General features: G+C 68.9%; 21 protein-coding genes. 8 read left to right on the top strand and 13 right to left on the bottom strand.

Annotation, left to right across the window (positions count from 1 at the left end; all coding sequences use genetic code 11):
- Positions 1–40 precede the first annotated feature (40 nt).
- Complete coding sequence (gene ndk, locus BR39_RS0117505; protein WP_029914579.1) at positions 41–460, bottom strand: nucleoside-diphosphate kinase; 420 nt, start codon at positions 458–460, stop codon at positions 41–43.
- Positions 461–560: 100 nt separating this feature from the next.
- Between ndk and BR39_RS0117510 the strand changes: the two genes are divergently transcribed.
- Positions 561–2,429 (top strand): ABC-F family ATP-binding cassette domain-containing protein, encoded by a 1,869-nt coding sequence (locus BR39_RS0117510; RefSeq protein WP_029914581.1) that lies wholly within the window; start codon positions 561–563, stop codon positions 2,427–2,429.
- Positions 2,430–2,431: 2 nt separating this feature from the next.
- Here BR39_RS0117510 and BR39_RS0117515 read toward each other — a convergent pair whose 3' ends face one another.
- Entirely contained in the window at positions 2,432–2,902 is a 471-nt protein-coding gene (locus BR39_RS0117515) for a hypothetical protein (RefSeq protein WP_231499498.1), read from the bottom strand.
- A gap of 335 nt (positions 2,903–3,237) precedes the next feature.
- On the opposite strand from BR39_RS0117515, the gene BR39_RS0117520 reads away from it, so the two are divergent.
- Positions 3,238–3,642 carry a hypothetical protein gene (locus BR39_RS0117520; protein WP_029914585.1) on the top strand — a complete coding sequence of 135 codons (405 nt, stop codon included), beginning with the start codon at positions 3,238–3,240 and terminating at the stop codon, positions 3,640–3,642.
- 146 nt (positions 3,643–3,788) lie between these two features.
- On the opposite strand, the gene BR39_RS0117525 is transcribed toward BR39_RS0117520, so the two are convergent.
- The 10 genes from BR39_RS0117525 to BR39_RS0117570 all read right to left on the bottom strand — a co-directional run bounded on the left by BR39_RS0117525 (position 3,789) and on the right by BR39_RS0117570 (position 12,855).
- Complete coding sequence (locus BR39_RS0117525; protein ID WP_029914587.1) at positions 3,789–5,552, bottom strand: cellulase family glycosylhydrolase; 1,764 nt, start codon at positions 5,550–5,552, stop codon at positions 3,789–3,791.
- Between the two features lie 83 nt (positions 5,553–5,635).
- Complete coding sequence (locus BR39_RS0117530; RefSeq protein WP_029914589.1) at positions 5,636–5,872, bottom strand: hypothetical protein; 237 nt, start codon at positions 5,870–5,872, stop codon at positions 5,636–5,638.
- Between the two features lie 15 nt (positions 5,873–5,887).
- Positions 5,888–6,385 carry a spore coat protein U domain-containing protein gene (locus tag BR39_RS25875; RefSeq protein ID WP_081916876.1) on the bottom strand — a complete coding sequence of 166 codons (498 nt, stop codon included), beginning with the start codon at positions 6,383–6,385 and terminating at the stop codon, positions 5,888–5,890.
- Complete coding sequence (locus tag BR39_RS0117540) at positions 6,373–8,700, bottom strand: fimbria/pilus outer membrane usher protein (RefSeq protein ID WP_197026725.1); 2,328 nt, start codon at positions 8,698–8,700, stop codon at positions 6,373–6,375. The genes BR39_RS25875 and BR39_RS0117540 overlap by 13 nt, the downstream gene beginning before the upstream one ends.
- Positions 8,701–8,739: 39 nt before the next feature.
- A complete protein-coding gene (locus BR39_RS0117545; RefSeq protein ID WP_029914595.1) occupies positions 8,740–9,459 on the bottom strand; it encodes a molecular chaperone in 720 nt (239 codons plus the stop codon).
- 12 nt (positions 9,460–9,471) lie between these two features.
- Entirely contained in the window at positions 9,472–9,969 is a 498-nt protein-coding gene (locus tag BR39_RS0117550) for a spore coat U domain-containing protein (protein ID WP_051695873.1), read from the bottom strand.
- Between the two features lie 11 nt (positions 9,970–9,980).
- Positions 9,981–10,394 carry a spore coat U domain-containing protein gene (locus tag BR39_RS25880; protein ID WP_197026726.1) on the bottom strand — a complete coding sequence of 138 codons (414 nt, stop codon included), beginning with the start codon at positions 10,392–10,394 and terminating at the stop codon, positions 9,981–9,983.
- A gap of 183 nt (positions 10,395–10,577) precedes the next feature.
- Positions 10,578–10,913, bottom strand: coding sequence for a peptidase inhibitor (locus BR39_RS0117560; protein ID WP_029914601.1), 336 nt, complete (start codon positions 10,911–10,913; stop codon positions 10,578–10,580).
- Entirely contained in the window at positions 10,910–11,371 is a 462-nt protein-coding gene (locus BR39_RS0117565) for a DNA polymerase III subunit chi (protein ID WP_029914603.1), read from the bottom strand. The genes BR39_RS0117560 and BR39_RS0117565 overlap by 4 nt, the downstream gene beginning before the upstream one ends.
- Positions 11,372–11,373: 2 nt before the next feature.
- Positions 11,374–12,855 carry a leucyl aminopeptidase gene (locus BR39_RS0117570; protein WP_029914606.1) on the bottom strand — a complete coding sequence of 494 codons (1,482 nt, stop codon included), beginning with the start codon at positions 12,853–12,855 and terminating at the stop codon, positions 11,374–11,376.
- A gap of 268 nt (positions 12,856–13,123) precedes the next feature.
- Between BR39_RS0117570 and lptF the strand changes: the two genes are divergently transcribed.
- The 6 genes from lptF (at position 13,124) to rsmA (ending at position 21,111) form a co-directional block, all read left to right on the top strand.
- Complete coding sequence (gene lptF, locus BR39_RS0117575) at positions 13,124–14,260, top strand: LPS export ABC transporter permease LptF (protein WP_029914608.1); 1,137 nt, start codon at positions 13,124–13,126, stop codon at positions 14,258–14,260.
- Positions 14,257–15,360: an LPS export ABC transporter permease LptG gene (lptG, locus tag BR39_RS0117580; protein WP_029914609.1), complete on the top strand. Its 1,104-nt coding sequence runs from the start codon at positions 14,257–14,259 to the stop codon at positions 15,358–15,360. Before lptF ends, lptG begins: the two co-directional genes overlap by 4 nt.
- Positions 15,361–15,385: 25 nt before the next feature.
- Complete coding sequence (locus tag BR39_RS0117585) at positions 15,386–17,824, top strand: LPS-assembly protein LptD (RefSeq protein ID WP_156035821.1); 2,439 nt, start codon at positions 15,386–15,388, stop codon at positions 17,822–17,824.
- Positions 17,825–17,899: 75 nt separating this feature from the next.
- Positions 17,900–19,249 (top strand): peptidylprolyl isomerase, encoded by a 1,350-nt coding sequence (locus tag BR39_RS0117590; RefSeq protein ID WP_029914613.1) that lies wholly within the window; start codon positions 17,900–17,902, stop codon positions 19,247–19,249.
- Positions 19,246–20,250: a 4-hydroxythreonine-4-phosphate dehydrogenase PdxA gene (pdxA, locus tag BR39_RS0117595; protein WP_029914616.1), complete on the top strand. Its 1,005-nt coding sequence runs from the start codon at positions 19,246–19,248 to the stop codon at positions 20,248–20,250. Before BR39_RS0117590 ends, pdxA begins: the two co-directional genes overlap by 4 nt.
- Positions 20,251–20,289: 39 nt before the next feature.
- Positions 20,290–21,111, top strand: coding sequence for a 16S rRNA (adenine(1518)-N(6)/adenine(1519)-N(6))-dimethyltransferase RsmA (rsmA, locus tag BR39_RS0117600; protein WP_029914618.1), 822 nt, complete (start codon positions 20,290–20,292; stop codon positions 21,109–21,111).
- An 8-nt stretch (positions 21,112–21,119) separates the two neighbouring features.
- Here rsmA and BR39_RS0117605 read toward each other — a convergent pair whose 3' ends face one another.
- Positions 21,120–21,623, bottom strand: a complete 504-nt coding sequence (locus BR39_RS0117605; protein WP_029914619.1) for a hypothetical protein — start codon at positions 21,621–21,623, stop codon at positions 21,120–21,122.
- Positions 21,624–21,647: the final 24 nt, after the last annotated feature.

Here is a 21,647-nt window from a genome sequence, read left to right on the forward strand (position 1 = left end):
CGCTCCGCCGGCCTCTTCGGTGTCGATAAGGCGAAAAGCCTTAGCCGACGATCTCTTCGTCCTTGAAGAACTGGGCGATTTCGATGCCCGCGTTTTCCAGGCTGTCCGAACCGTGGACCGAGTTCTCGCCGATCGACAGGGCGAACAGCTTGCGGATCGTGCCTTCGTCGGCGTTGTCCGGGTTCGTGGCGCCCATCACTTCGCGGTACTTCAGGACGGCGTTGTCGCCTTCCAGCACCTGGACGACCACCGGCTCGGCGGTCATCTGGGCGACCAGTTCGCCGTAGAACGGGCGCTCGGCGTGGACTTCGTAGAACTTCTTGGCCTGGGCCTCAGTCAGCTTCACGCGGCGCTGGGCCACGATGCGCAGGCCGGCTTCCTCGATCACGGCGTTGATCTTGCCGGTCAGGTTGCGACGGGTGGCGTCGGGCTTGATGATCGAGAAGGTGCGTTCGGTCATGATCCGAAAATCTCACAGAGAAAGTTTGTAGATTGGGAGGTTGCGGGCTTATAGCCGGGCGCCTCCTCCCCGCCAACCCGCCGCGTAACCTTAAAATCAAATGCTGCAGATCAACGACCTGACCTTCGACGCCTGGGGTCGGCGGTTCTTCGACCACGCCAGCGTGACTCTGCCCCCCGGGGCCAAGGTCGGACTGATCGGCCGCAACGGGGTGGGCAAGTCCACGCTGTTCAAGCTGATCCTCGGCCACCTGCAGGCCGGCGACGACGAGATCAGCCTGCCCAAGAGCGCCCGCGTCGGCTCCGTGGACCAGGAGCACCCGGCCACGCCCTTCACCCTGCTGGAGACGGTGCTGGAGGCCGACGAGGAGCGCCACGGCCTGCTGACCCGCCTGGAGACGGCCGAGCCGGAGGAGATGGGCGAGATCTGGGCCCGGCTGATCGAGATCGACGCCGACGCCGCCCCGGCCAAGGCCTCGGAAATCCTGGTGGGCCTGGGCTTCACCCAGGACGATCTCAGCCGGCCGATGGCCGAGTTCTCGGGCGGCTGGCGCATGCGCGTGGCCCTGGCCGCGGCCCTGTTCGCCGAGCCGGACATGCTGCTGCTGGACGAACCGACCAACTATCTGGACCTGGAAGGCGCGCTCTGGCTGGAAGCCAGGCTCCAGAAGTACCCGCACACCGCCCTGATCGTCAGCCACGACCGCGAGCTGCTCAACAACAGCTGCACCCACATGCTGCACCTGGCCGGCGGCAAGCTGGAGCTCTACACCGGCGGCTACGACGACTTCGAGAAGCGCCGCGCCGAGAAGGCGCGCCTGCAGCTGTCGGCCAAGGCCAAGCAGGACGCCGAGCGCGCCCACCTGCAGGCCTTCGTCGACCGCTTCAAGGCCAAGGCCTCCAAGGCCGCCCAGGCTCAGTCGCGCATGAAGCGCCTGGCCAAGATGGAGCCGGTGGCCACCACGATCGAGGAGCGCGTCGCGCCCTTCACCCTGCCCTCGCCGCCCAAGCCCCTGCCCCCGCCGCTGATCCGGCTGGAGAAGGCCGCCGTTGGCTACGAGGCGGGCCGCGCGATCCTCAGGAACCTCAACCTGCGCATGGACCTGGACGACCGCATCGGTCTCCTGGGCGTCAACGGCGCCGGCAAGTCGACCTTCGCCAAGATGATCGCCGGGGCGCTGGGCGTGCAGACCGGCGAGTTCCACCGCGACAAGAAGATGAAGGTCGGCTGGTTCCACCAGCACCAGATCGAGGCGATGGACCCCGAGGACACGCCGCTGGAGATCATCCGCCGCGCCATGCCGGAAGCCTCGGAGAGCTCGCGCCGCTCGAAACTGGCCCAGTTCGGCCTGGGCTTCGAGAAGCAGGAGACCAAGGTCGACAGCCTGTCGGGCGGCGAGCGCGCGCGCCTGCTGCTGAACCTGGTGGCGATGGACGCGCCGCACATGCTGATCCTGGACGAGCCGACCAACCACCTGGACATCGACAGCCGCCGGGCCCTGCTGGACGCCCTGAACGACTACGAGGGCGCGGTGATCCTGATCACCCACGACCGCTCGCTGATGGAGCTGGTCGCCGACCGCCTGTGGCTGGCCGCCGACGGCTCGGTCAAGCCGTTCGACGGCGACATGGACGACTACGCCAAGTTCGTGCTGGAGCGCGCCAAGCAGGCGGTGAAGCCCACCCAGGTGGACCGCGAACCGGCCAAGGCCGAGCCCGCCGCGCCGGCGAAGAAGTCCGTCGCCGTCGAGCCGCTGAAGCGCAAGATCGAGGCCGCCGAGCAGGTCGTCACCCGCCAGACCCGCCAGCTCAGCGAGCTGGACGCCCAGCTGGCCGATCCGGAGCTCTACAAGAACCCGGCCAAGGTGGCCGAGCTGACCAAGCGCCGCGACAACGCCAAGGCCAAGCTGGACGAGGCCGAGGCGACCTGGATGGAGCTGGCCGAGGCCTTGGCGGAAGCCGAAGGCTAGGCCTAGGCGGTCGTCGAGGCCTGGGAGGTCTGGGAGGCCCACGCGTCCATCTGGGCGCGGAAGGCCTCCATGGCCGCGCGGTACGGGGCCATGGCCTGGTCGCGCTTGGCGCTTTCGGCCGCGAAGGTGACCGCCCACTGCGACTGGGTCTGGGCGGTGTCGGCCATCTTGACGGTTCCGCCCAGGGCCTTGGCGATCTTGGCGGCGCGCCACTGGGCCAGCTGCGGACCGCCCTCGTAGGGCTCGTTCTCGCCGGTGACGATCCCCTGGGCCTGGCCGTAGGTGGTCGCCGAACCGCCGTTGTAGAGCCGCGCCACCACCTTGCCGTCTTTGTAGACCTCGGCGAACAGCTTGGATGGATCGTCGTCGGACGTGACGCCGGCGTCCTTCATCGCATTGAGCATGCTGGTCGGATCGATCAGCGACGGCGCGACCGCCACCGGCGCCATGCGGGCGGACAGCGGCTTGATCATGGAGGCGTCGATGCGCTTCAGCTCCCTGACCGGAATCCCATCCCTGGGCGAGGAGCCGGCCGCCGCGAGGATCCGCGCAAGGCCGCTCGTCGAATTCGTCGCGCCGATCGTCATCGCTCGATCTCCGGTTTCGCTGGCCGGACGGGGGCAATGGTCGTGCCGAGGAAAATCCATCGGAAAATCAACGCGACGTTGTATGACCAGGCAAGCTTGGCCGGCGTTTATTGCCCAGCTTGGGCAAAATCGCGGGGGCGGTTTCTGCACAACCCTTGGTTAATCGCCGTGAACCACGTCTCTTAGCCAAAACGAGAGACCCCAGGCGTATTCCTGCTCGCATGAGTTCAGGAACCGCGTCCCGAAACCACATCGTCGCCAATCCCGAAGGCCTGTCGGCCACCTCGGTGCTGGCGGCCTTTGGCGAATGGCTGGACCAGCGTCTGGCCGACGCCATGCGCCTGGACATGGACCTGGCCTTCCGCGATCGCCCGTTCGACGTCGAGGTCGGTCGCAGCCCGGCCCTGGTCGGCTGGGAGCATCGCTACCTGCAGCCCGGCGCCCCGGCCCCGCGCGGCAAGATGTGGACCGTCTACCGGCTGCAGGACCAGACCGGCCGTCCGGCGCCCCTGCTCAAGCACGCCGACGACTACGCCGACACCATGACCCCGCTGCTGGGCGAGCTGGGCTATCTGGGTGTCTTCGACGGCGAACCGGCGCTCTATCCGGGCGTGGGAACGCGCTAGGGCTTCCTTTATTCCATCCGCTCATCCCGGCGAACACCGGGACCCAGATCCTATGGCTGGGTGGATGATTGGATGGCTTCAGCGCTTTTGGCGTCAGCCTCAAAGCCATTCCATCTGGGTCCCGGCATTCGCCGGGATGAGCGGTGTTAGTGGGGTTTGAGGGACAGGTTTCGAACCTGCCCCGCCGCGCCGTTCGCACGCAACACCACGGTGTTCCGGCCCGCCAGCAAGTTCACCTTCAATAGGCGAACCGTCGTCCACGCTGCGGGCGTCGTGACCGTCGCCCCCGCCGCCTCGCCGTTGACCGCGGCCGAAAGCTTGCCGCCCTCGCCGCGCGCCGAGACGGCCAGGTCGTAGGTCCCCGCCTTGTCGACCACGACCGTGTACTTCAGCCACTCGCCGTCGACGAAGTCCTCGACATACGGCGTCCCGTCGGCCTCGCGGGCGATGTCGACGCCGTCGTTGCGATAGGTGCGGCCGTTGTTCCACGACGTGCGCTGGCCGCCGGTCGAGACGTGGTAGTTGGCCGTGTCCTTGTCCGCATAGGCCTGGCCCAGGGCGCCCAGGTCGTAGTCGACGGCCGCGAAGGTCTCGCCCTTGGCGCCGATCCGGTGATCCTTGAACGGCCGCGTCGTCTCGTCGTGCGGCTGGCGGATCATGGCGTCGACCACGTCGTCGTGGCGGATGTTGTTCTCGAACCGGACATCCTTGGACGCCAGGGTCATCAGGGCCGCATAGGCCTCGTCGGCGGTCGGCTGGGGGCCCTCCTTGGTCCAGTAGTCGACCAGCTTGGCGTAGCCGGGATTGGGCGTCACTTCGAGCGGCTGGTTGAAGCCGATCTTCTTCAGCGGCCAGAAGGCCCAACCGATCTCGTGCTTCTCGACCAGGGCGATGGCGTCGCGGAACCAGGCGTTGGAGTTCTCGCCGCTCTCGCCCAGCCACAGCGGCAGGCCCGTGTCCTCGCGCAGCTTCAGGACCGTGGCGATCGAGGCCTCGTCATTGACGTTCCAGTATTTGTGGAACGACAGGGCCATGTTGTTGTCCCAAACGGCGGGCAGGCCCTTGTAGTTATTGCCCCAGCAGTTGCCCTCGAGGATGATCATGTGGCGCTTGTCGATCTCGCGGACCGCCGCCGTCAGTTCCTTGTAGTAGTCCCACAGGGCCGTCTGCTTCTCGTCCTTGCAGCCGTGGTCGCCTCCCCCTCCTGGACCATACTGACCGTCGAAGTCCCAGTTGGGTTCGTTCAGCAGGTCGTAGGCCCCGATCGCCGGCTCGTCCTTGTAGCGGGCGGCCAGCTTGCGCCAGAGGGCCACCACCTTGCGGCGGTTTTCGGGGCTCTGCCACAGCGAGGGCTTGGCGGGATCGCGGTCGGCGATCGGCAGGTCGTTGCCCTGCCCGCCCGGCGCGGCGTGCAGGTCCAGGATCAGGTACATGCCGTTGGCCTTGGTCCAGGCCAGCAGGTCGTCGATCCGCTTGAAGCCGTCCTCCTTCCAGGTGTCCTGGCCGGGGACCGGCTCCTGGTCGGCGGCCAGGGTCAGCAGGCCGTAGTGCATGGGCAGGCGCACCGAGTTGAAGCCCATGGCGGCCATGGCGTCGATGTCGGCCTTGGTGGTGTGGTTGTCGAGCCAAGCCTGGTGGATGGCGGCCTCGCGCTGCGGGCCGACCAGCTTGGCGGTCTCGGCGCGGATCACGTGCTCCTGGCCTCGGCCCAGGTCGCCCAGGCGCAGCATGTAGCCCTCCTGCAGCATCCAGCCGCCCAGGCCCATGCCGCGCAGGATCACCGGCCGGCCGGTCTCGTCGACGATCCGCTTGTCCTTGGCCCGGAGGTAGCCGTCGGCCAGGGCCGGCCCGCTCGACCCCAGGGCGGACAGGAGCGCGAGCGAAGCCGCGGCGGCGAACAAGGCTTTCATCTGGACGGACCTCCCGACGTCGCCTCTCGCGGGCGAACTGGTCAGGCCACTTTAGGTCGTCGATGACAACGTTGTCTAGATCGTCAGAAGACGATGTCGACCCGCACGGTCGTGGGCTGGTCGACGGGCAGCGGCCTGACTGTCGCGCCGCCCTGGCAGACCGCGCCGCCGGGACCGACCGTGCAGCGATCGACGACCTTCGCCCGCACGGTCATCTGGCCTGTGCCGATCAAGCCAGAAGCCGCGGCGGGCCTGGAAGGCTGGGCGCCGGAGCCGGCGACGGCGGCGACGGCGAGGACGGAGACGAGAACCGAGATCATGGCTCATCCAACCTCCTAGAAGGTCAACGTCACGTATACGGTGTCGAAGTATGAACCCGGTGGTACGAACTGTCGCGGCTCGATCGCGCCGTACAGGTCGACGCTGCTGACGCTCCCGCCCGGGCCGCCGGCAAGCTCGGGGAACAGGACGGTCGTTCCGGACGAGCCGTCGCCGACGATCCGGGTCAGGGCCTGGTCGGCGTAGATGTTGTAGACCAGCACATTGGCGCCCGAGACCTGGGTCCGGCGGCCGAAATCCTGCGACATGCCGGCGCTGAGCTCGATCGTCGGCCGGATTTTGGTGCTCGCTCCCCCGCAGTCCACCTTCACCCGCGCGACGGCCCGCGTCCGGTTGGAGGCGAAGACGTCGTATTCGCCGAACGACAGCTCCAGGACCGTGATGTTGCAGGCTCCGGCGTGGGACTGGGCGGCGGCGGACCCCGGGACCAGGACGGGGCCAAGCGCCAGGACCACGGCTGCGGCGGACGCTGTTCGGGCGATCAAGGCGCGCATGTGTAGGGTCCCAGCTTGACGATCTCGCCCGGCTGATCCGGAACCGTGACGACCACCTCGCAATCGTGCTCGCGCCACAGCACCCGGATCACGTTGCGCCCGACCGCCAGCCCCCGCAAGTAGACCTCGCCGCCGTAGCCCAGGGGGAACATGCGGTCGCCCAGATAGACCTCGGCGCCGGCCGGCGGCGCGGATCCGCTCTTGGTCATCAGGGTCACCAGGGCCGAGCGTTCCTCGACGACCTCGAAGACCAACGGCGCGCCGGCGCCGCGGCGGGGCGCGACCGTCTTGCTGGTGGTCTCCGGGACCGCGTCCAGCGGCAGGCCGGCGGGATCGATCGACAGGCCGTTGCTCTCGTAGGCGCGCAGATGGTTCACGAACAGCCGGCCGCTCGCGTCGGTGCGGCCGACCGGCTGGTTCTCGCGGAACACCTCGACGCCGGCGTTCTTCCCCACCCGCACGACCGCGAACGCGTCGTCGACCCGATCGGCCACGAACACGCGGCCGTCGAACAGCACCAGGGACTGGGCCGCCTCGACCTGCAGGGTGGTGGTGACCTCGTCGTTGCGGACCCGCACCTGGCCGTCGAGGGTCGAGCCGTCCCAGCGCAGCTCCGCCGACCGGTTCGGGGCCGGCCCCTCCACGTCGCGCACCTGCCAGATCAGGCGGTCGTCCATCGTCGTGCCCCGCGCCTCCAGTTCATAGGACCGGCCTTCCGGCCGCTCGTGCGCGCCGGCGGTGAGCAGGCCCCGCTGGCCCAGGGGCACAGACAGGGTCACCCCGACGCCCCACTGGTCGTGCTCGTCGAGGACGCCGTAGCCGGTGACCATCAGGCGGGCGCGGCGATGGAACAGGTCGGCGGAGTAGCTGGCGGTGGCCACGGGCGTCTTCACGCCGTCGGCCCGGGTCTCGGAGACATAGGCGACGTTGAGCGTCCCGCTCCTGCCCAGGGTCAGGCCGATGGCCGCGCTGTCGCGCTTGCGCGTGTGCGGTTCGTCCGCGACGGCGGCGATGTCCTTGAAGCCGGCCGAGGCCTCTTCGTGGCGGCCGATGAAGCTGAACCTGGGCGTCGTGCGGTCGAAGCCGATGGCCCACAGGGTCCCGTCGCCGTCCGGGCTGTGGCTGACCGCGAACGATCCGCCGACCGCGAACAGGTCCCGCACGGCTCCGCCGAACGAAAGGCCGCCCATGGCCAGCCCCTTGGCGGCCTCGCCGTGGAGCTCCAGGGTGAGGGCGTCGGACAGGCCCCGTCGCCAGACGCCCGAGGCGAAGGTCTGGCCGTAGTGTCCGCTCGCGATGCCGAAGTCCTCGCGCACCGCTCCGGCCTCGAAGCTGAAGTCGGTGATCCCCCGCCCCAGCATCTGGGTGTTCATGTAGAACGGAAGGTTCACGGCGCGCTCGCGCCCGTCGACGTCCGTGACGACGACCGTGACGCTGTTGGCGCCGGTCAGGACCGGCAGCTGGCCCAGCTGGAAGGCGCCCGGCCGCACGTTGCCGGAATAGCGCTTCACGCCGTTGATGTAGAGGTCCAGCGTCGACGGCGTCGTCACGCCGCTGGTGAACTCCGGCAGCGGCGTCATGACGAGGTCCGGGCGGAGGCTGTAGTTGCGCTGATACTGGACGCCGCCGAAACGCAGGTTCCGGCTCCAGTTCAGGGCGCGGCTTGTGCCGTCGCCGATCCGCAGGGTGCGCGCCCGGTCCTGGTCGTCGAAGGCCAGGTAGCTTTCGTAGCGGATGGCCTGGGCGGCGGCTTCCGACCAGCTGACGGCGCCCGTCGAGACCAGGGTGTAGCGCGAGGAGAACAGGCGCGCCTCCAGGGCCGAGCTCAGGCTGCGGCCATAGCTGCCCTCGTTGGGCTTGGCGGCCCATTCGCCGTACAGGTCGTAGCTGAGAAGCGCGCCGCGTCCCGATTGCGCCTGGACGTGCTGGGGGGCGGGCGCGACAGCGAGCTGTTCGGGCGACAGGATCTCGAACGGCGCGGCGATCGCGATGGTCTGGGCCTTGGAATCGACCCGCCAGGACAGGTTGGGAACCTTGTCGAGATAGACCCGCCGCGCCTCGCCCTCCCGGGTCACCCAGGCCTCGTCGAGGCGGAAGCCCAGGCCTTCGAACTGGTCGGCGGGCAGGGAAAGACGGCCTTTCTCGTCCCGGAACCTGGCCACCAGCCGCACGGGCCAGTCGTTGATCCGCACGTCGAGATAGTAGGTCATCGGCGCGGTGGGATCGATCGTCGCCTCCGGGATCGCCGAGGTCGGCGGAAGCTGGGGCGGAACCTGGGCCCGCCCAGCGACGGCGGCGACCGCCCACAAGCTCATCGCCAAGGCCCCGCGCCGCCACGATCCCATCGGTGCGGCTTAGGGCGAGACGTCGGCCTTGATCGGCTCGAAGAGACCCTCTCCGGTGACCGAGACCTTGGCCGTCCCCGCCCCCGCCCCGCTCAAGGGCCAGGTCCGGCTGGAGCCGGCCAGGACGTAGCCGCTCAGGCCCTGCTCGTTCGAGATCTCCGTCGCGCCGCTGGTCACCTTCAGGCCGACCAGCCGTTCGCGGGCGTCGCCGGTGTTCTTCGCGGTCAGCACGCCGCCCGATGGCGAGGCGCTGAGCGACCAGGACAGCTTGGGCCGCGAGCTGGCCGACGGGGTGAGGAACACCGGCAGCAGCACCCGGATCGGCACGACGACCCCCGCGTCGCCCTTGAGGTGGCTCTCCGGGATCTGGTCCAGGATCAGGCGATAGGCCTTCTCGGTTTTGACCGCGTCCACCCCTTCGACGACGACGCGCACTGTCTGGGTCTCGCCGGGCTTGAGGGTGAACACCGGCGGGCTGACCGCCAGGGTCTGGGACCGGGTGTAGGCGTCTTCGCCCTTCGGCTGATCCCAGTCCACCGCGCGCAGCTGAAGCGTGATCGGCTGGGCCTCGGTGTTGCGGACCCGCAAGGTCGTGGTGCGCTCCTTGCCCACCATCTGGAGGGTGATCGGCGACAGTTCGACAGAGCCCGCCAGGGCGGCCGGGGGCGCGGCCGCCAGGGTCGAGGCGAACAGGGCGACCGCGGCGGCGCCAGCCCAAAATGCCTTCATCGCCCTTCTCCCTCAGTAGGTGACGGTCACGGTCACGGTGTCGAGATAGTCACCGGCCGGAACGCTCTGGTTGGCCACGATCTGGCCGTAGATCTGGTACCGGATCGGGGTGCCCTGGGGATCGGACTGGCCGGTGAAGTCGGACCCCGTGGTCATCATCGGCTGGGTGTAGCCGCCGTCCTTGTAGAGACCGTAGCGCAGCCGGTTGACGCCGGGACCGTTCATCCAGCGGTCGTTGCGGTTGCCGGAACCGCCGGCGCCGACCTCGACCGCAAAGGGCGTCAGCGGGGTGCACTGCACCGTCATGTCGGACGAGGCGCGGCTCTGCTGCGAGGAATTGTAGATGCCGAAGTCCAGGTCGTTGGCCACGACCGTGCAGGTCTTGGTGACCTGGGCCCTGACCTGGAAGGTGTCGGTGGCGGTCTGGGCCGCCGCCTGGCGGGCGCCCAGCAGCAGGCCCAGGATGCTCAGGACCATGGCCAGGAACGCCGGCAGGGTTAGGGATCGCATGGCATGTCCTTTCAATAGGTGACCGTGACGACGACGATGTCCACGTAGGTCCCTTCGGGGACCGGCTGTCCGGCCGGCGCCTCGCCGTGGACCAGGACGCGCTGCGGCAGCCCCGTCGTCTTCAGGTCCTGCATCTCGGTCCTGTTGCGATCGGCGAACACCTGGGTGCGCGCCTCGTCCTTGTAGAGCTGGTAGTGCAGCTGGCCCTTGGCCTGCATGGCGCGGTTCATCGGGTCGCCGGTCTGCCCCCCGCTCAGGGCGATCCGCGCGGCCACGCCCGGCGTGCACTGCAGCTCGATCGAGGACGTGGCCCGCGAGGGCTGGTCGGGATGGTAGAGGCCCAGGTCCAGGTCGCCGGCCTGGACCCGGCATTGCGGGCGGACCTCGGTCCGCACCGCCAGGATGTCCTGATCGATCTCCGCCAAGGCGGGGGATGCGCCCGCGATCGCCGCGAGCGGAAGCCACAGGAGATGACGGAACGCGAAGCCCATAACGGCCACGCTGCCACTTCACCCGGGGCTGAGCCATCGGGCGAAACACCCACGTACCCTAGGGTCTAGCCCCACGCCTGGCGTCGCGAACGGCCCTTGATTGAAAGCGTGGCGGTCCTAGCCGCACTTCACCTGCTGGACGACGCCGGTGTCCGGGTTGAACAGGATGTTCAGCCGGTCGGGCCGGTAGTCCATGGTCACCGGGCAGGTGGTGCAGGCCACGCGCCAGCGCGAGGGATCGACCGGCGCGGGCAGCTCGGTGCGGTTCTTGCCGACGAAGGCCTGGGCGTCCTTGAGGCCGCACTGGTCCTTCTCGGGCTCGGGCGGCTTGGGCAACGCGATGGCCGGCGGCGCGGTCGGGGTGGCCGGCGGCGGCATGGGTGCGGGCGGCGGCGGCGCGCTGGAGCAGGCGGCCAGGATCAGGATGACGCCACCCAACGCGAAACGCTTCATGCCTGCTTCTCCCATCCGCGCTCGGCGCCCTGGCGCCAGTAGGACACGGGATGCCCCGCGCCCTTGAAGGCCTTCCACCGACCCCGCGCCAGGCGCAGGGCCTCCTCGTCACGACCGTCGAACAGCAGGATGCAGCGTTCGAACGCCGAAAGATCGCCCGGCTCGGCCCCGTCGAGCAGGAACAACGCCTGACCGCCGTTCGGGTTGTCCAGCTTGTCGGTCAGCAGCACCGGCTGGCGGTCGGCCATCGGCTCGTCGTCCAGGCCGTGCGGCAGGAAGCTGTCGTCGCGGAACGTCCAGAGATGGGCGTCCAGGGCGCGCAGGCGGGCGGGGTCGCCGCCGCGCACCAGGGCCCGCCAGCCGCGTCCCAGGGTCTTCTCCAGCAGCCCGGGCAGCACCTCTTCCAAGGGGCTGCGCTCGAGGTGGTAGAACCAGATGTCGCAGGACGCGTCGGTCAAGGTCAGCCTTCGTAGGAGTCCGCCACCAGGCGGTTCAGCAGGCGCACGCCGAAGCCCACGGCGCCGTCCGGGACGGTCGGGTCGGTCGAGGGCTTCTTCCAGGCCACCGAGGCGATGTCCAGGTGGGCCCACGGCAGGCCGTTGACGAACTTCTGCAGGAACAGGGCGGCGGTGATCGAACCGGCCGGGCGACCGCCGATGTTCTTCATGTCGGCGATCGGGCTTTCGATCTGCTTCTCGTAGGCGGCCGGCATGGGCAGGCGCCACAGCGGCTCGCGCTCGGCCTTGCCGGCGGCGAGAAGTTTTTCCGACAAGCCGTCGTTATTGCTGAACAAACCGCCCAGGTCGTTACCCAGCGAGATGATGATCGCGCCGGTCAGGGTGGCCAGGTCGATCATGAACTTGGGCTTGAAGCGGTCCTGGCAGTACCAGAGGGCGTCGGCCAGGACGAGGCGGCCTTCGGCGTCGGTGTTGATGACCTCGATGGTCTGGCCCGACATCGAGGTGACCACGTCGCCGGGGCGCTGGGCGTTGCCGTCGGGCATGTTCTCGACCAGGCCGAGGATCCCGATGGCGTTGACCTTGGCCTTGCGGCCGGCCAGGGCGTGCATGACGCCGGCCACGGCGGCCGCGCCGCCCATGTCCCACTTCATGTCCTCCATGCCGTCGGCCGGCTTGATCGAGATGCCGCCGGTGTCGAAACAGACGCCCTTGCCGACGAAGGCCACCGGCTGGGCCGACTTGTCGGAGGCGCCCAGCCACTTGATCACCACCAGCTGGCTCTCGCGGACGCTGCCCTGCCCCACGCCCAGCAGCGAGCCCATGCCCAGCTTGGCCATCTCGGCCTCGCCCAGGACCTCGACCTCGAGACCGAGCTTTTCGAGGCCCTTCACGCGGGCGGCGAATTCCTCGGGGTGCAGGATGTTGGCCGGCTCGGAGACCAGGTCGCGGCTGAACAGGACGGCGTCGGCCAGGGCTTCCAGGCCGGCGAACGCCTTCTGGGCCTTGGCCGGATCGGCGGCGGCCACCTTGACCACGCCGACGGAGGGCTTCTTCTCGGCCTTCTCGGTGGTGCGGTACTTGTCGAAGCGATAGGCCGCCAGCTTGACGCCGAAGGCGGCGCGGGCCGCCGTCTCCGCGTCGCCGCCCAGCTTCAACACCAGCTCGGTGACGCCCGAGGCCTTCAGCGCCTGGAAGGCGTGGCCGGCGGCGACCTCGACCGTTTCGGGCTCGACCGCGCCATCGCCGTCGACACCGACCAGCAGCACGCGGGCGGCGTCCAGGCCGGCGGGGGCGATCAGGTCCAGGGTCTGGCCCTTGGCGCCGGTGAAGCGCCCGCCGGCGATCGCGCGGGCCAGGGCGCCGCCCGTGGCCTCGTTGACGGCCTTGGCCTCCGGCGACAGGGCGGCGGCCTCGTAGGCCAGGACCGCCAGGGCGGCGTTGGCGCCGGCTTGGGTGTCGGCGGTGACGAACTCGATACGCATGGCGCGCTCCTGAAAACCGATGGAGCCCTGGCGGGACCTTCAGCCGTTGGATTGACGCAAACCCGAACCGAAGAAAAGCACCAATCGTCGGGCTCGTCGGCGCGGCGGGCGCCGAATGGCAACGAACGCCGCTTTCTCGCCTGACTTGAGCGGTTGTGCGCACGCGAACACGCCGTGTAGAAGGGACCCGTCCTGGGGGCGCGCCGCGCGACTCCGTCTTTCCCGCCCCAGTCGTCCCCCTTCGAGCCGGTCCCCTGCCCCAACGTCGATGCGCCTGATCGAACGCTATCTTTTCCGCCAGCTGCTGGGCCCGACGCTGTTGGCGACCCTGGCCCTGGTGGCGCTCGCCCTGTTGGCGCGCAGCCTGTCGGAGTTCGACGTCCTGATCGAGCAGCGCCAGAGCGCGACGGTCTTCCTGAAGATCATCGCCCTGGCCCTGCCCCAGCTGCTGTCGATGATTCTACCGATCGCCCTGTTCGTGGCCACCCTGGTGGCGCTGAATCGTCTGCACACCGAGCAAGAGATCGTGGTCTGTTTCGCGGGCGGCATGAGCCGTTGGCGCGTGATCTCGCCGGCCATGCGGCTGGCCGTGTTCGCGACCCTGATCTCGCTGGTCATGAGCCTGTGGGCGGCGCCGTGGAGCTCGCGGGCGATTCGCGAGACCTTCTTCGACATCAAGTCCGACCTGGCCTCGACCCTGGTGCGTCCGGGCGAGTTCACCGAGCCGGGCCCGGGCCTGACCGTCTACGCCCAGACGATCGACCGCGACCAGATCATCCACAACCTTTTCATCCACCAGGAAAAGGCCAACGGCGGCGCCGTCACCTACACCGCCCGCGAAGGCGTCATCGCCGAACGCAAGGGCCTGCCGGTGCTGATCCTGCGCAAGGGCTCCAACCAGGAGTTCTCCAGCGCGGGCGTGCTGCAGTACCTGTCCTGGGACGAATACACCTTCGACCTCAGCTCGCTGTTCCAAAGCGACGAGCTGCTGCACTACAAGATCGGCGACCGCTATCCGCACGAGCTGTTCTTCCCCGACCTCACCCAGGACTGGGAGAAGCAGAACCGCGAGAAGCTGCTGTCGGAAGGCCACTGGCGGCTGGCCAGCCCGCTCTACAACCTGGCCATGATGTCCATGGCCGTGGCGGCGGTGATCGGCGGTTCGTTCAGCCGCATGGGCTACGGCAAGCGGATCGCCCTGGTCGGCGCGGCCGCCGCCATGGTCCAGATCCTGGGCTTCGGCGTGAAGGCCGCCTGCGACAACGACCTCTGGCTCAACCCGCTGCAGTACGCGGTGCCCCTGGCCGCGATCTGGTGGGGGCTGGCCCAGATCTTCCGCCAGAAGGTCAAGCGCTACATCGCGATCGGGGCGCACGAAGATCTCCAGCCGCTGGGGGTCGGATGATCGGCATCGGCATGATCGAGCGCTATGTGCTCCGCAAGACCCTGGGGGGGCTGGCCGCCGCCCTGGCGGTCGTCAGCGTGCTGGTCATGCTGATCGCCTTCGTCGACATCTCCAAGAACGTCGGCACCCGGGCCGAGGTGGGCTTCGCCCAGCTGCTGTTCCTGACCGTGCTGCAGGCGCCGGCCACGATCCTGGTGCTGACGCCGTTCATCTTCCTGTTCGGGACCCTGGGCGCCTTCGTCGGCCTGAACCGGCGCAGCGAGCTGATCGCCATGCGGGCGGCCGGGGTGTCGGCCTGGCGCTTCATCATGCCCGCCGCCGTCGCCGCCTTCGTGATGGGCCTGGTGACCCTGACCCTGCTCAACCCGCTGACCTCGGCGATGAGCGCCCAGTTCGAGGCCTCCCGCGACGCGCTGATGGAGACCTACCTGAAGGCCGCGCCCAAGGGGTTGTGGCTGCGCCAGGGCAACGAGAAGACCCAGGTGGTCATCCGGGCGCGGGCCCGGGATCAGGTCGACGGCAGCGTCCGCCTGCGCGGCGTCTCGCTGTTCGAATACGCGGTGCAGCCGGACGGCACCTTGCAGTTCTCCCGCCGCATCGAGGCGGACGAGGCGCGGCTGGAGCCGGGCTTCTGGCAGCTGTCGGGGGTGCGGGTGGCCATGCCGGGCGCCGGCGCGATCCGTTCCGAGACCTACACCATGCCGTCCGACCTGGACGACCGCACGGCGTCCGAGCGGTTCAACAACCCGCAGGCCATCGCCGTCTGGCGGCTGCCCGACACGATCAAGCGCACGGAAGCGGCGGGTTTCTCGTCGATCCCCTTCCGTCTGCGGCTGCAGCAGGTCCTGGCCACGCCGCTGCTGTTCGCGGCGATGTCGGTGCTGGCGGCCGCCTTCTCGCTGCGGCTGATGCGGCTGGGCGGGCTGGCGGGACTGGCCGGGGCTGGCGTGACGCTGGGCTTTGGTTTCTTCTTCTTTAACGAGCTGTGTGGCGCATTGGGCAAGGCCGACGTGCTGACGCCGGTCATGGCCGCCTGGACGCCGCCGGTGGTGGCGCTTTTGGCGGGTCTGACTCTGCTTTGCTATACCGAGGATGGTTGAGTCTGTGTCGGGATCGAGGTCGTTGATGTTGGAGCTTCGCTGGGGGGCGAAAGAGAAGAGCCGCGCGGTCCTGCTGGCCGGTGCGGCCTGGCTCGCCCTGAGCGGCTCGGCGCAGGCGCAGCAGTCGCTCGCCACGATCCCGGCCGCGCCCGCGCCGCCCCCGGCCGTGGACGACGGCCTGGGCGACACCGGCTACTACCTGGAATCGGACCTTCTGATCCGCGACGACGCCAATCAGAAGATGATCGCCCGCGGCGACGTCGAGGCCCGCTACCAGGGGCGCACCCTGCGCGCCGACGAGGTGGTCTACGACACCAAGAGCGAGGTGATCACCGCCCACGGCCACGTGACCCTGATCAACGCCGACGGCACCGCCCAGTTCGCCGACGACATGACCATGGACAAGGACATGAAGGCCGGCTTCGCCCGCCACGTGTCGGCCCGCCTGGACAAGAACATCAAGATCGCGGCCGACAGCGCCGTGCGTCGCAACGACCAGATCACCGAACTGAACAAGGCGATCTACACGCCCTGCGAGGTGTGCGCCGAAAAGCCGAAGCCGACCTGGAGCATCCAGGCCGACAAGGTGGTCCAGGACAAGACCAAGCACCTAGTCTACTACCACGGCGCGACGATCCGCATGTGGGGCGCGCCCCTGATGTACCTGCCGGTGTTCTGGCACCCGGATCCCGAGACCGAGCGGCGCTCCGGCTTCCTGGTGCCCAAGATCGGCGTCTCGAAGAAGCGCGGCCTGGTCTACCAGCAGCCCTATCTGTTCGTGATCTCGCCGTCTCAGGATTTGGTCGTAAGTCCCCAAATCAACACGAAAGTTAATCCTTTCCTGAACGCGACTTACCGCAAGCGCTTCTACTCGGGCTACGTCGAGGCGCGGGTCGGCGCCACCTACGACAAGGACTTCGACAACCACGGCGACCGCTTCGGCGAGGCCACGGCCAAGAGCTACATCCTGGCCAAGGGCGCGTTCGACATCGACGAGAAGTGGAAGTGGGGCTTCACCGCCGAGCGGGCCTCGCAGGCGCTGATCTTCGACGACTACGACATCGGCGACGTCTACCAGCAGCGCGGCATGTTCACGGGCGACGACCATCGCCTGATGTCGCAGATCTACGCCACGCGTCAGTCGGACCGGTCCTGGTTCTCGGCCTCGATGGTGTCCGTCCAGGGGCTGCGCGTCGTGCAGGTCAGCTCCACCGGCCTGGCGAACCAGTTCGAGAACAGCGGGGCCTTCCCCCTGATCGGCCCGCTGGTGGAAGGGCGCTGGGAGCCGGAGTCGCCCGTTTTGGGCGGACGCCTGCGCGTCCAGGGCTCGGGCGTGGTCCTGACCCGTTCGGAATCCCAGTTCGGTGAGCCGCCCTACGCCTACGCGGCCTACAAAGGCCAGGACGGCGTCGACTCGGCGCGCGGCACGATCGAGGGCGACTGGCGCGCCAGCGTCGTCGTGGGGCCGGGCGTGCGCGTGGAGCCCTTCGCGCAGGCGCGCGGCGACAGCTACCGCGTCCGCGACGTCTTCCTGCCGCCCAGCGCCTTGGCCGCGGGCGACACGACGACCAACATCAACTACTCGCGCGGCCTGGGCGTCGCCGGCGTTGACTTGAGCATGCCCTTCTTCAAGCCCCTGAAGGGTGGCGGCAGCATCGTCCTCGAACCTCTGGCCCAATTGGCCACCGGCTCCGACAGCTCGCGCGTGCCGATCGTCGTGGCGCGCGATCCCGCCGGCAATCCGATCTACTTCAACGAAGACAGCACCAACTTCGAGCTCGACGAAACCAACCTGTTCGACGTCAACAAGTCGCCCGGCTTCGACCTCTACGAAGGCGGCACGCGCATGAACCTTGGCGGCCGCGCCACGGTGAAGTTCGCCGACGGCCGCGGCGGCAGCGTCCTCGTCGGGCGCAGCCTGCGCACCAAGGTCGATCCGCTGATGCCCACCCGCGCGGGCCTCGACCAGAAGGCGTCCGACTGGATCGTGGCGGCTACCGTCACCCCGATCCGAGGCGTCACGGCCTTCACCCGCGCGCGTTTCGACGACGACACCAGCAAGCTCAACCGCCTCGAGGCCGGCCTCGACTATTCCGGCGCGAAAGGTTTCGCCTCCTTGCGCTACCTGAAGGACAACAAGGACACCTCGGGCCTGCGCCAGGAGAACCTGGACTTCATCGGCGACTACATGGTCAGCGAGCACTGGGGCGTGACCGCCCTCGGACGTCTCGCCTATCAGGACGCCCGCGCCTTCGGTCTTTCGGCCAACGCCAGCAAGTGGTCGTGGACCCGGCGGGACCTGGGCGTCTACTACAAGGACGACTGCATCCGGCTGGATGTGATCTACCAGAACGAGGATCGCTACACCCAGACGTCCAATGCCGGCCTGAAACTGAGGGCGGATCAATCCGTGGTCCTGCGCCTAACGCTCGCCACATTGGGCGACACACTGTACAGCGATTAGAATGTCACCGCGTCGGGGGACGCGCGATTAAGCGCGCGCCTTCCTTTGGACGCGTCTAGAGGAACGACAATACCGATGCGGTCTGCGCGTAGCGTGACGAAACTGGCGGCCTGCACCGCTTCCATCCTCGCCTTGACCGTGGCGAGCCTTGGTTCGGCGGTCCAGGCCCAGGAGGCCGCGCCTCCGTCGGCGGACGCCCCCGCCGCGGCCGCCGCGCCGCGCGCCAACCCGCTGTCGGAAAGCGTCGCCGCCGTCGTCAACGACGACATCATCTCCAGCTACGATCTGATGCAGCGCATGCGCCTGCTGATGGTGACCTCGGGCATGCAGCCGACCCAGGAGAACCTGCCCCAGCTGGAGCAGGAAGCCCTGCGCTCGCTGATCGACGAGCACGTCCAGATGCAGGAACTGCGTCGGGTCGAGAAGGCTCAGAAGATCACGATCATCTCCACCGACCAGGAGGTCGCGGAGCAGATCCAGGACATCGCCAAGGGCAACAACATGACGGCCGACCAGCTGACCCAGCAGCTGGCCGCCCAAGGTGTCGGAATCGACACCTGGAAGGCGCAGATCCGCGCCGACAGCAGCTGGCAGGCCTGGATCAGCGGCCGCTACGGCTCGCGCCTGCGCATCGGCGACGACCAGATCAAGGCCTTCGAGCGCCGCCAGGCGGAAGCCGCCAGCAAGCCGCAGTACCAGGTCAGCGAAGTGTTCATCGACGCCCAGCGCGTGGGCGGCATGGAAGTGGCCGAGAACGGCGCCAAGCAGCTGATCTCCCAGATGCAGCAGGGCGCCCCCTTCCCGGCCGTGGCCCGTCAGTTCTCGGCCTCGCCGACCGCGGCCAACGGCGGCGACGCCGGTTGGGTCAGCCCCGGCGAGATGCCGCCCGAGGTCGACGCGGCGCTGGATCAGCTGCGTCCCGGCCAGCTGTCGGCCCCGATCCCGGTGCGCGACGGCGTCTACATCCTGTATCTGCGCGACAAGCGCTCGGGCGCGAAGACGGCCCTGGTCGACCTCAAGCAGGTGGCCGTGGCCCTGCCCAAGGACGCACCCCAGGCCCAGGTCGACGCCGCCAACAAGCTGCTGGTCGACCTGAAGCCGAAGATCACCAGCTGCGAGACCCTGGAAGCCACGGCCGGCAAGGTCGACGGCGCGGTCGCCGGCGACCTGGGCGAAGCCGAGATCACCGATCTGGCGCCCGCCTTCCAGGAAGCCGCCAACAGCCTCAAGGTCGGCCAGGTCTCCGACCCGATCCGCACGGACGCGGGCCTCCACCTGATCGCGGTCTGCGGCAAGCGCCAGTCGGGCGCCCAGGCCCCAACCCACGATCAGATCGAAAATCGCCTGCGCGGCCAACAGCTTGCGCTGATCTCCAAACGTTACCTGCGAGACCTGCGCAACTCGGCGACCATCGAGACCCGGTGAAGACGACCGCCCTTGCCCTGAGCGCGGGCGATCCGGCCGGCATCGGGCCGGAGATCATCGCCAAGGCCTGGTCGGTCCTGCGCGCCGAAGGGCCGACGTTCATGGTGGTGGGCGACGCCCAGCTGCTGGCCTCGGCCGGCGGCGGGGTGAAGGTCCGTCCCGTCACCGGACCGGTCGAGGCGATCAAGGTGTTCGGCGAGGCCCTACCCGTCCTCGACATCCCGCTGCAGGCGCCCGTCGTGGCCGGCCAGCCGTCCAGCGCCCACGCGCCCCAGGTGATCCGCTGGATCGAGACCGGGGCCGGCCTGGCCCTGTCCGGCGCCGTCGCCGGCCTGGTCACCGCCCCCATCGCCAAGGCCCCGCTCTACGACGCCGGCTTCGCCTTTCCGGGTCACACCGAGTTCCTGGCCGAGCTGACCCATGTGGGCGAGCGCCAGCCGCCGCACGGGCCGATCATGATGCTGGCGGCCCGCGACCTGCGCGCCACCCTCGTGACGATCCACACCCCGTTGTCGGCCGTGCCCGCCGCCCTGTCGGTCGAGGCGATCGTCAACGCCGGCCTGGTGACGGTCGAGGCCCTGCGCAAGGACTTCGGCATCGCCGTCCCCCGCCTGGCGGTGGCGGCCCTGAACCCCCACGCCGGCGAAGGCGGCGCGCTGGGCGGCGAGGAGGCGGCGATCATCGAGCCGGCGGTCCAGGCCCTTCGCGCGCAGGGCGTGCAGGTCAAGGGCCCCGCCCCCGCCGACACCCTGTTCCACGCCGAGGCCCGCGCCACCTACGACGCGGTGCTGTGCATGTACCACGACCAGGCCCTGATCCCGGTCAAGATGCTGGACTTCTGGGCCGGGGTGAACGTCACCCTGGGCCTGCCGATCGTGCGCACCTCGCCCGATCATGGTACGGGTTTCGACATCGCCGGTCGGGGCCTGGCCCGGGCCGACAGCCTGATCGCCGCCATCCGCCTGGCCGCCGAGATCGCCGACCGGCGCTCGATCGCCTGAGTCTCCAGATATCTGAGCCGCTAGAACCCTCGAGTCCCGATGAGCCTCGCCGACCTGCCGCCGCTCCGCGAGGTTCTCGCCGAGCATGACCTGCTGGCCAACAAGAGCTTCGGCCAGCACTTCCTGCTGGACCTGAACATCACCCGCAAGATCGCCCGCCTGTCCGAGGTGGGCGAAGGCGACGTGGTGATCGAGGTCGGCCCCGGTCCCGGCGGCCTGACCCGCGCCCTGCTGGAGACCGGCGCCCGCGTCGTGGCGGTGGAGATGGACAAGCGGTTCATCCCGCTGCTGGAGGAACTGGGCGCCGCGGCGGACGGCCGCCTGACCATCGTCCAGGGCGACGCCCTGAAGGTGGACATGGCCGCCATCGCCGGCGGCCCGGCCCACATGGTCTCCAACCTGCCCTACAATGTCGGCACGCCGCTGCTGATCAACTGGCTGACGGGCCCGTATCGGCCGCTGTCGATGACCCTGATGTTCCAGAAGGAGGTCGCCGACCGCATCGCCGCCGATACGGATGACGACGCCTATGGCCGCCTGGCCGTGGTGTCACAGACCGTCTGCAGCGCCAAGGTGGTCATGGACCTGCCGGCCCGCGCCTTCACCCCGCCGCCCAAGGTGGCCTCGGCCGTGGTGCGCCTGGTCCCGCTGGAGCCGGCGCCCGACAAGGCCCTGGTCGCGGCCCTGGAGAAGATCACCGCCGCCGCCTTCGGCCAGCGCCGCAAGATGCTGCGCTCCAGCCTCAAGGGCCTGGGCGGCGCGGCGCTGTGCGAAAAGGCCGGGATCAATCCCGACGCCCGGGCCGAGACGATCGACGTGGCCGGGTTCCAGGACCTGGCGCGGGCGTTGCTGGAGGCCTGATCGGCGAGCTAGCGCCCCTCCTCGATCGCCCGGAATTCGGAGACCAGGGGCAGCCAGAGCCAGCGATCGCCGCGCCGCGTACCGCCGATCTCGACCAGATAGAGGTCGATCTTGTCCCCAGCCCTGAGTTCCTTCGGGAAAAACGTCGCGACCGGAGCCTGGACCGGCAGCCAGTACTCCGCGCCGTCCAGGGTGAAGAGATAGCTGTCGGTGAAAATGCCGGCGAGGTTCTCGCGCTGGCTGCTCTTCAGCCAATCGCGGATGAACTTCAGCTCTTCCGCGTCGAGGGGACGTGATTGCCCGGTATAGGTCGCCGGGGTCCGCCAACGTTGGCCGCCCTGATTGAAGTAGCTGGTCAGGAACGCGCCCGGCCGGCCCGGGATGGGCTGGCTCGCGACCTCGACGAATTCGGCCCGGGCCTTCGATAGCGTCGTCGGCTGGAAGGCGTCGTAGTCGAAGCCCTGCGCCCAGGCCCCGGCTGCGACCAGGGCGAACGCGGCGGCGGCGAGCATTGTTCGAAGCGCTTTCATGTTCGC

This window comes from Caulobacter sp. UNC358MFTsu5.1 (assembly GCF_000712075.1).
Classification (GTDB): domain Bacteria; phylum Pseudomonadota; class Alphaproteobacteria; order Caulobacterales; family Caulobacteraceae; genus Caulobacter.

Excerpts from the sequence above, each read along its gene's own strand:
- ndk (WP_029914579.1), bottom strand. The coding sequence starts at position 460 with ATGACCGAACGCACCTTCTCGATCATCAAGCCCGACGCCACCCGTCGC.
- BR39_RS0117510 (WP_029914581.1), top strand. The coding sequence starts at position 561 with ATGCTGCAGATCAACGACCTGACCTTCGACGCCTGGGGTCGGCGGTTC.
- BR39_RS0117515 (WP_231499498.1), bottom strand. The coding sequence starts at position 2,902 with ATGATCAAGCCGCTGTCCGCCCGCATGGCGCCGGTGGCGGTCGCGCCG.
- BR39_RS0117520 (WP_029914585.1), top strand. The coding sequence starts at position 3,238 with ATGAGTTCAGGAACCGCGTCCCGAAACCACATCGTCGCCAATCCCGAA.
- BR39_RS0117525 (WP_029914587.1), bottom strand. The coding sequence starts at position 5,552 with ATGAAAGCCTTGTTCGCCGCCGCGGCTTCGCTCGCGCTCCTGTCCGCC.
- BR39_RS0117530 (WP_029914589.1), bottom strand. The coding sequence starts at position 5,872 with ATGATCTCGGTTCTCGTCTCCGTCCTCGCCGTCGCCGCCGTCGCCGGC.
- BR39_RS25875 (WP_081916876.1), bottom strand. The coding sequence starts at position 6,385 with ATGCGCGCCTTGATCGCCCGAACAGCGTCCGCCGCAGCCGTGGTCCTG.
- BR39_RS0117540 (WP_197026725.1), bottom strand. The coding sequence starts at position 8,700 with ATGAGCTTGTGGGCGGTCGCCGCCGTCGCTGGGCGGGCCCAGGTTCCG.
- BR39_RS0117545 (WP_029914595.1), bottom strand. The coding sequence starts at position 9,459 with ATGAAGGCATTTTGGGCTGGCGCCGCCGCGGTCGCCCTGTTCGCCTCG.
- BR39_RS0117550 (WP_051695873.1), bottom strand. The coding sequence starts at position 9,969 with ATGCGATCCCTAACCCTGCCGGCGTTCCTGGCCATGGTCCTGAGCATC.
- BR39_RS0117560 (WP_029914601.1), bottom strand. The coding sequence starts at position 10,913 with ATGAAGCGTTTCGCGTTGGGTGGCGTCATCCTGATCCTGGCCGCCTGC.
- BR39_RS0117570 (WP_029914606.1), bottom strand. The coding sequence starts at position 12,855 with ATGCGTATCGAGTTCGTCACCGCCGACACCCAAGCCGGCGCCAACGCC.
- lptF (WP_029914608.1), top strand. The coding sequence starts at position 13,124 with ATGCGCCTGATCGAACGCTATCTTTTCCGCCAGCTGCTGGGCCCGACG.
- lptG (WP_029914609.1), top strand. The coding sequence starts at position 14,257 with ATGATCGGCATCGGCATGATCGAGCGCTATGTGCTCCGCAAGACCCTG.
- BR39_RS0117585 (WP_156035821.1), top strand. The coding sequence starts at position 15,386 with ATGTTGGAGCTTCGCTGGGGGGCGAAAGAGAAGAGCCGCGCGGTCCTG.
- BR39_RS0117590 (WP_029914613.1), top strand. The coding sequence starts at position 17,900 with ATGCGGTCTGCGCGTAGCGTGACGAAACTGGCGGCCTGCACCGCTTCC.
- rsmA (WP_029914618.1), top strand. The coding sequence starts at position 20,290 with ATGAGCCTCGCCGACCTGCCGCCGCTCCGCGAGGTTCTCGCCGAGCAT.
- BR39_RS0117605 (WP_029914619.1), bottom strand. The coding sequence starts at position 21,623 with ATGCTCGCCGCCGCCGCGTTCGCCCTGGTCGCAGCCGGGGCCTGGGCG.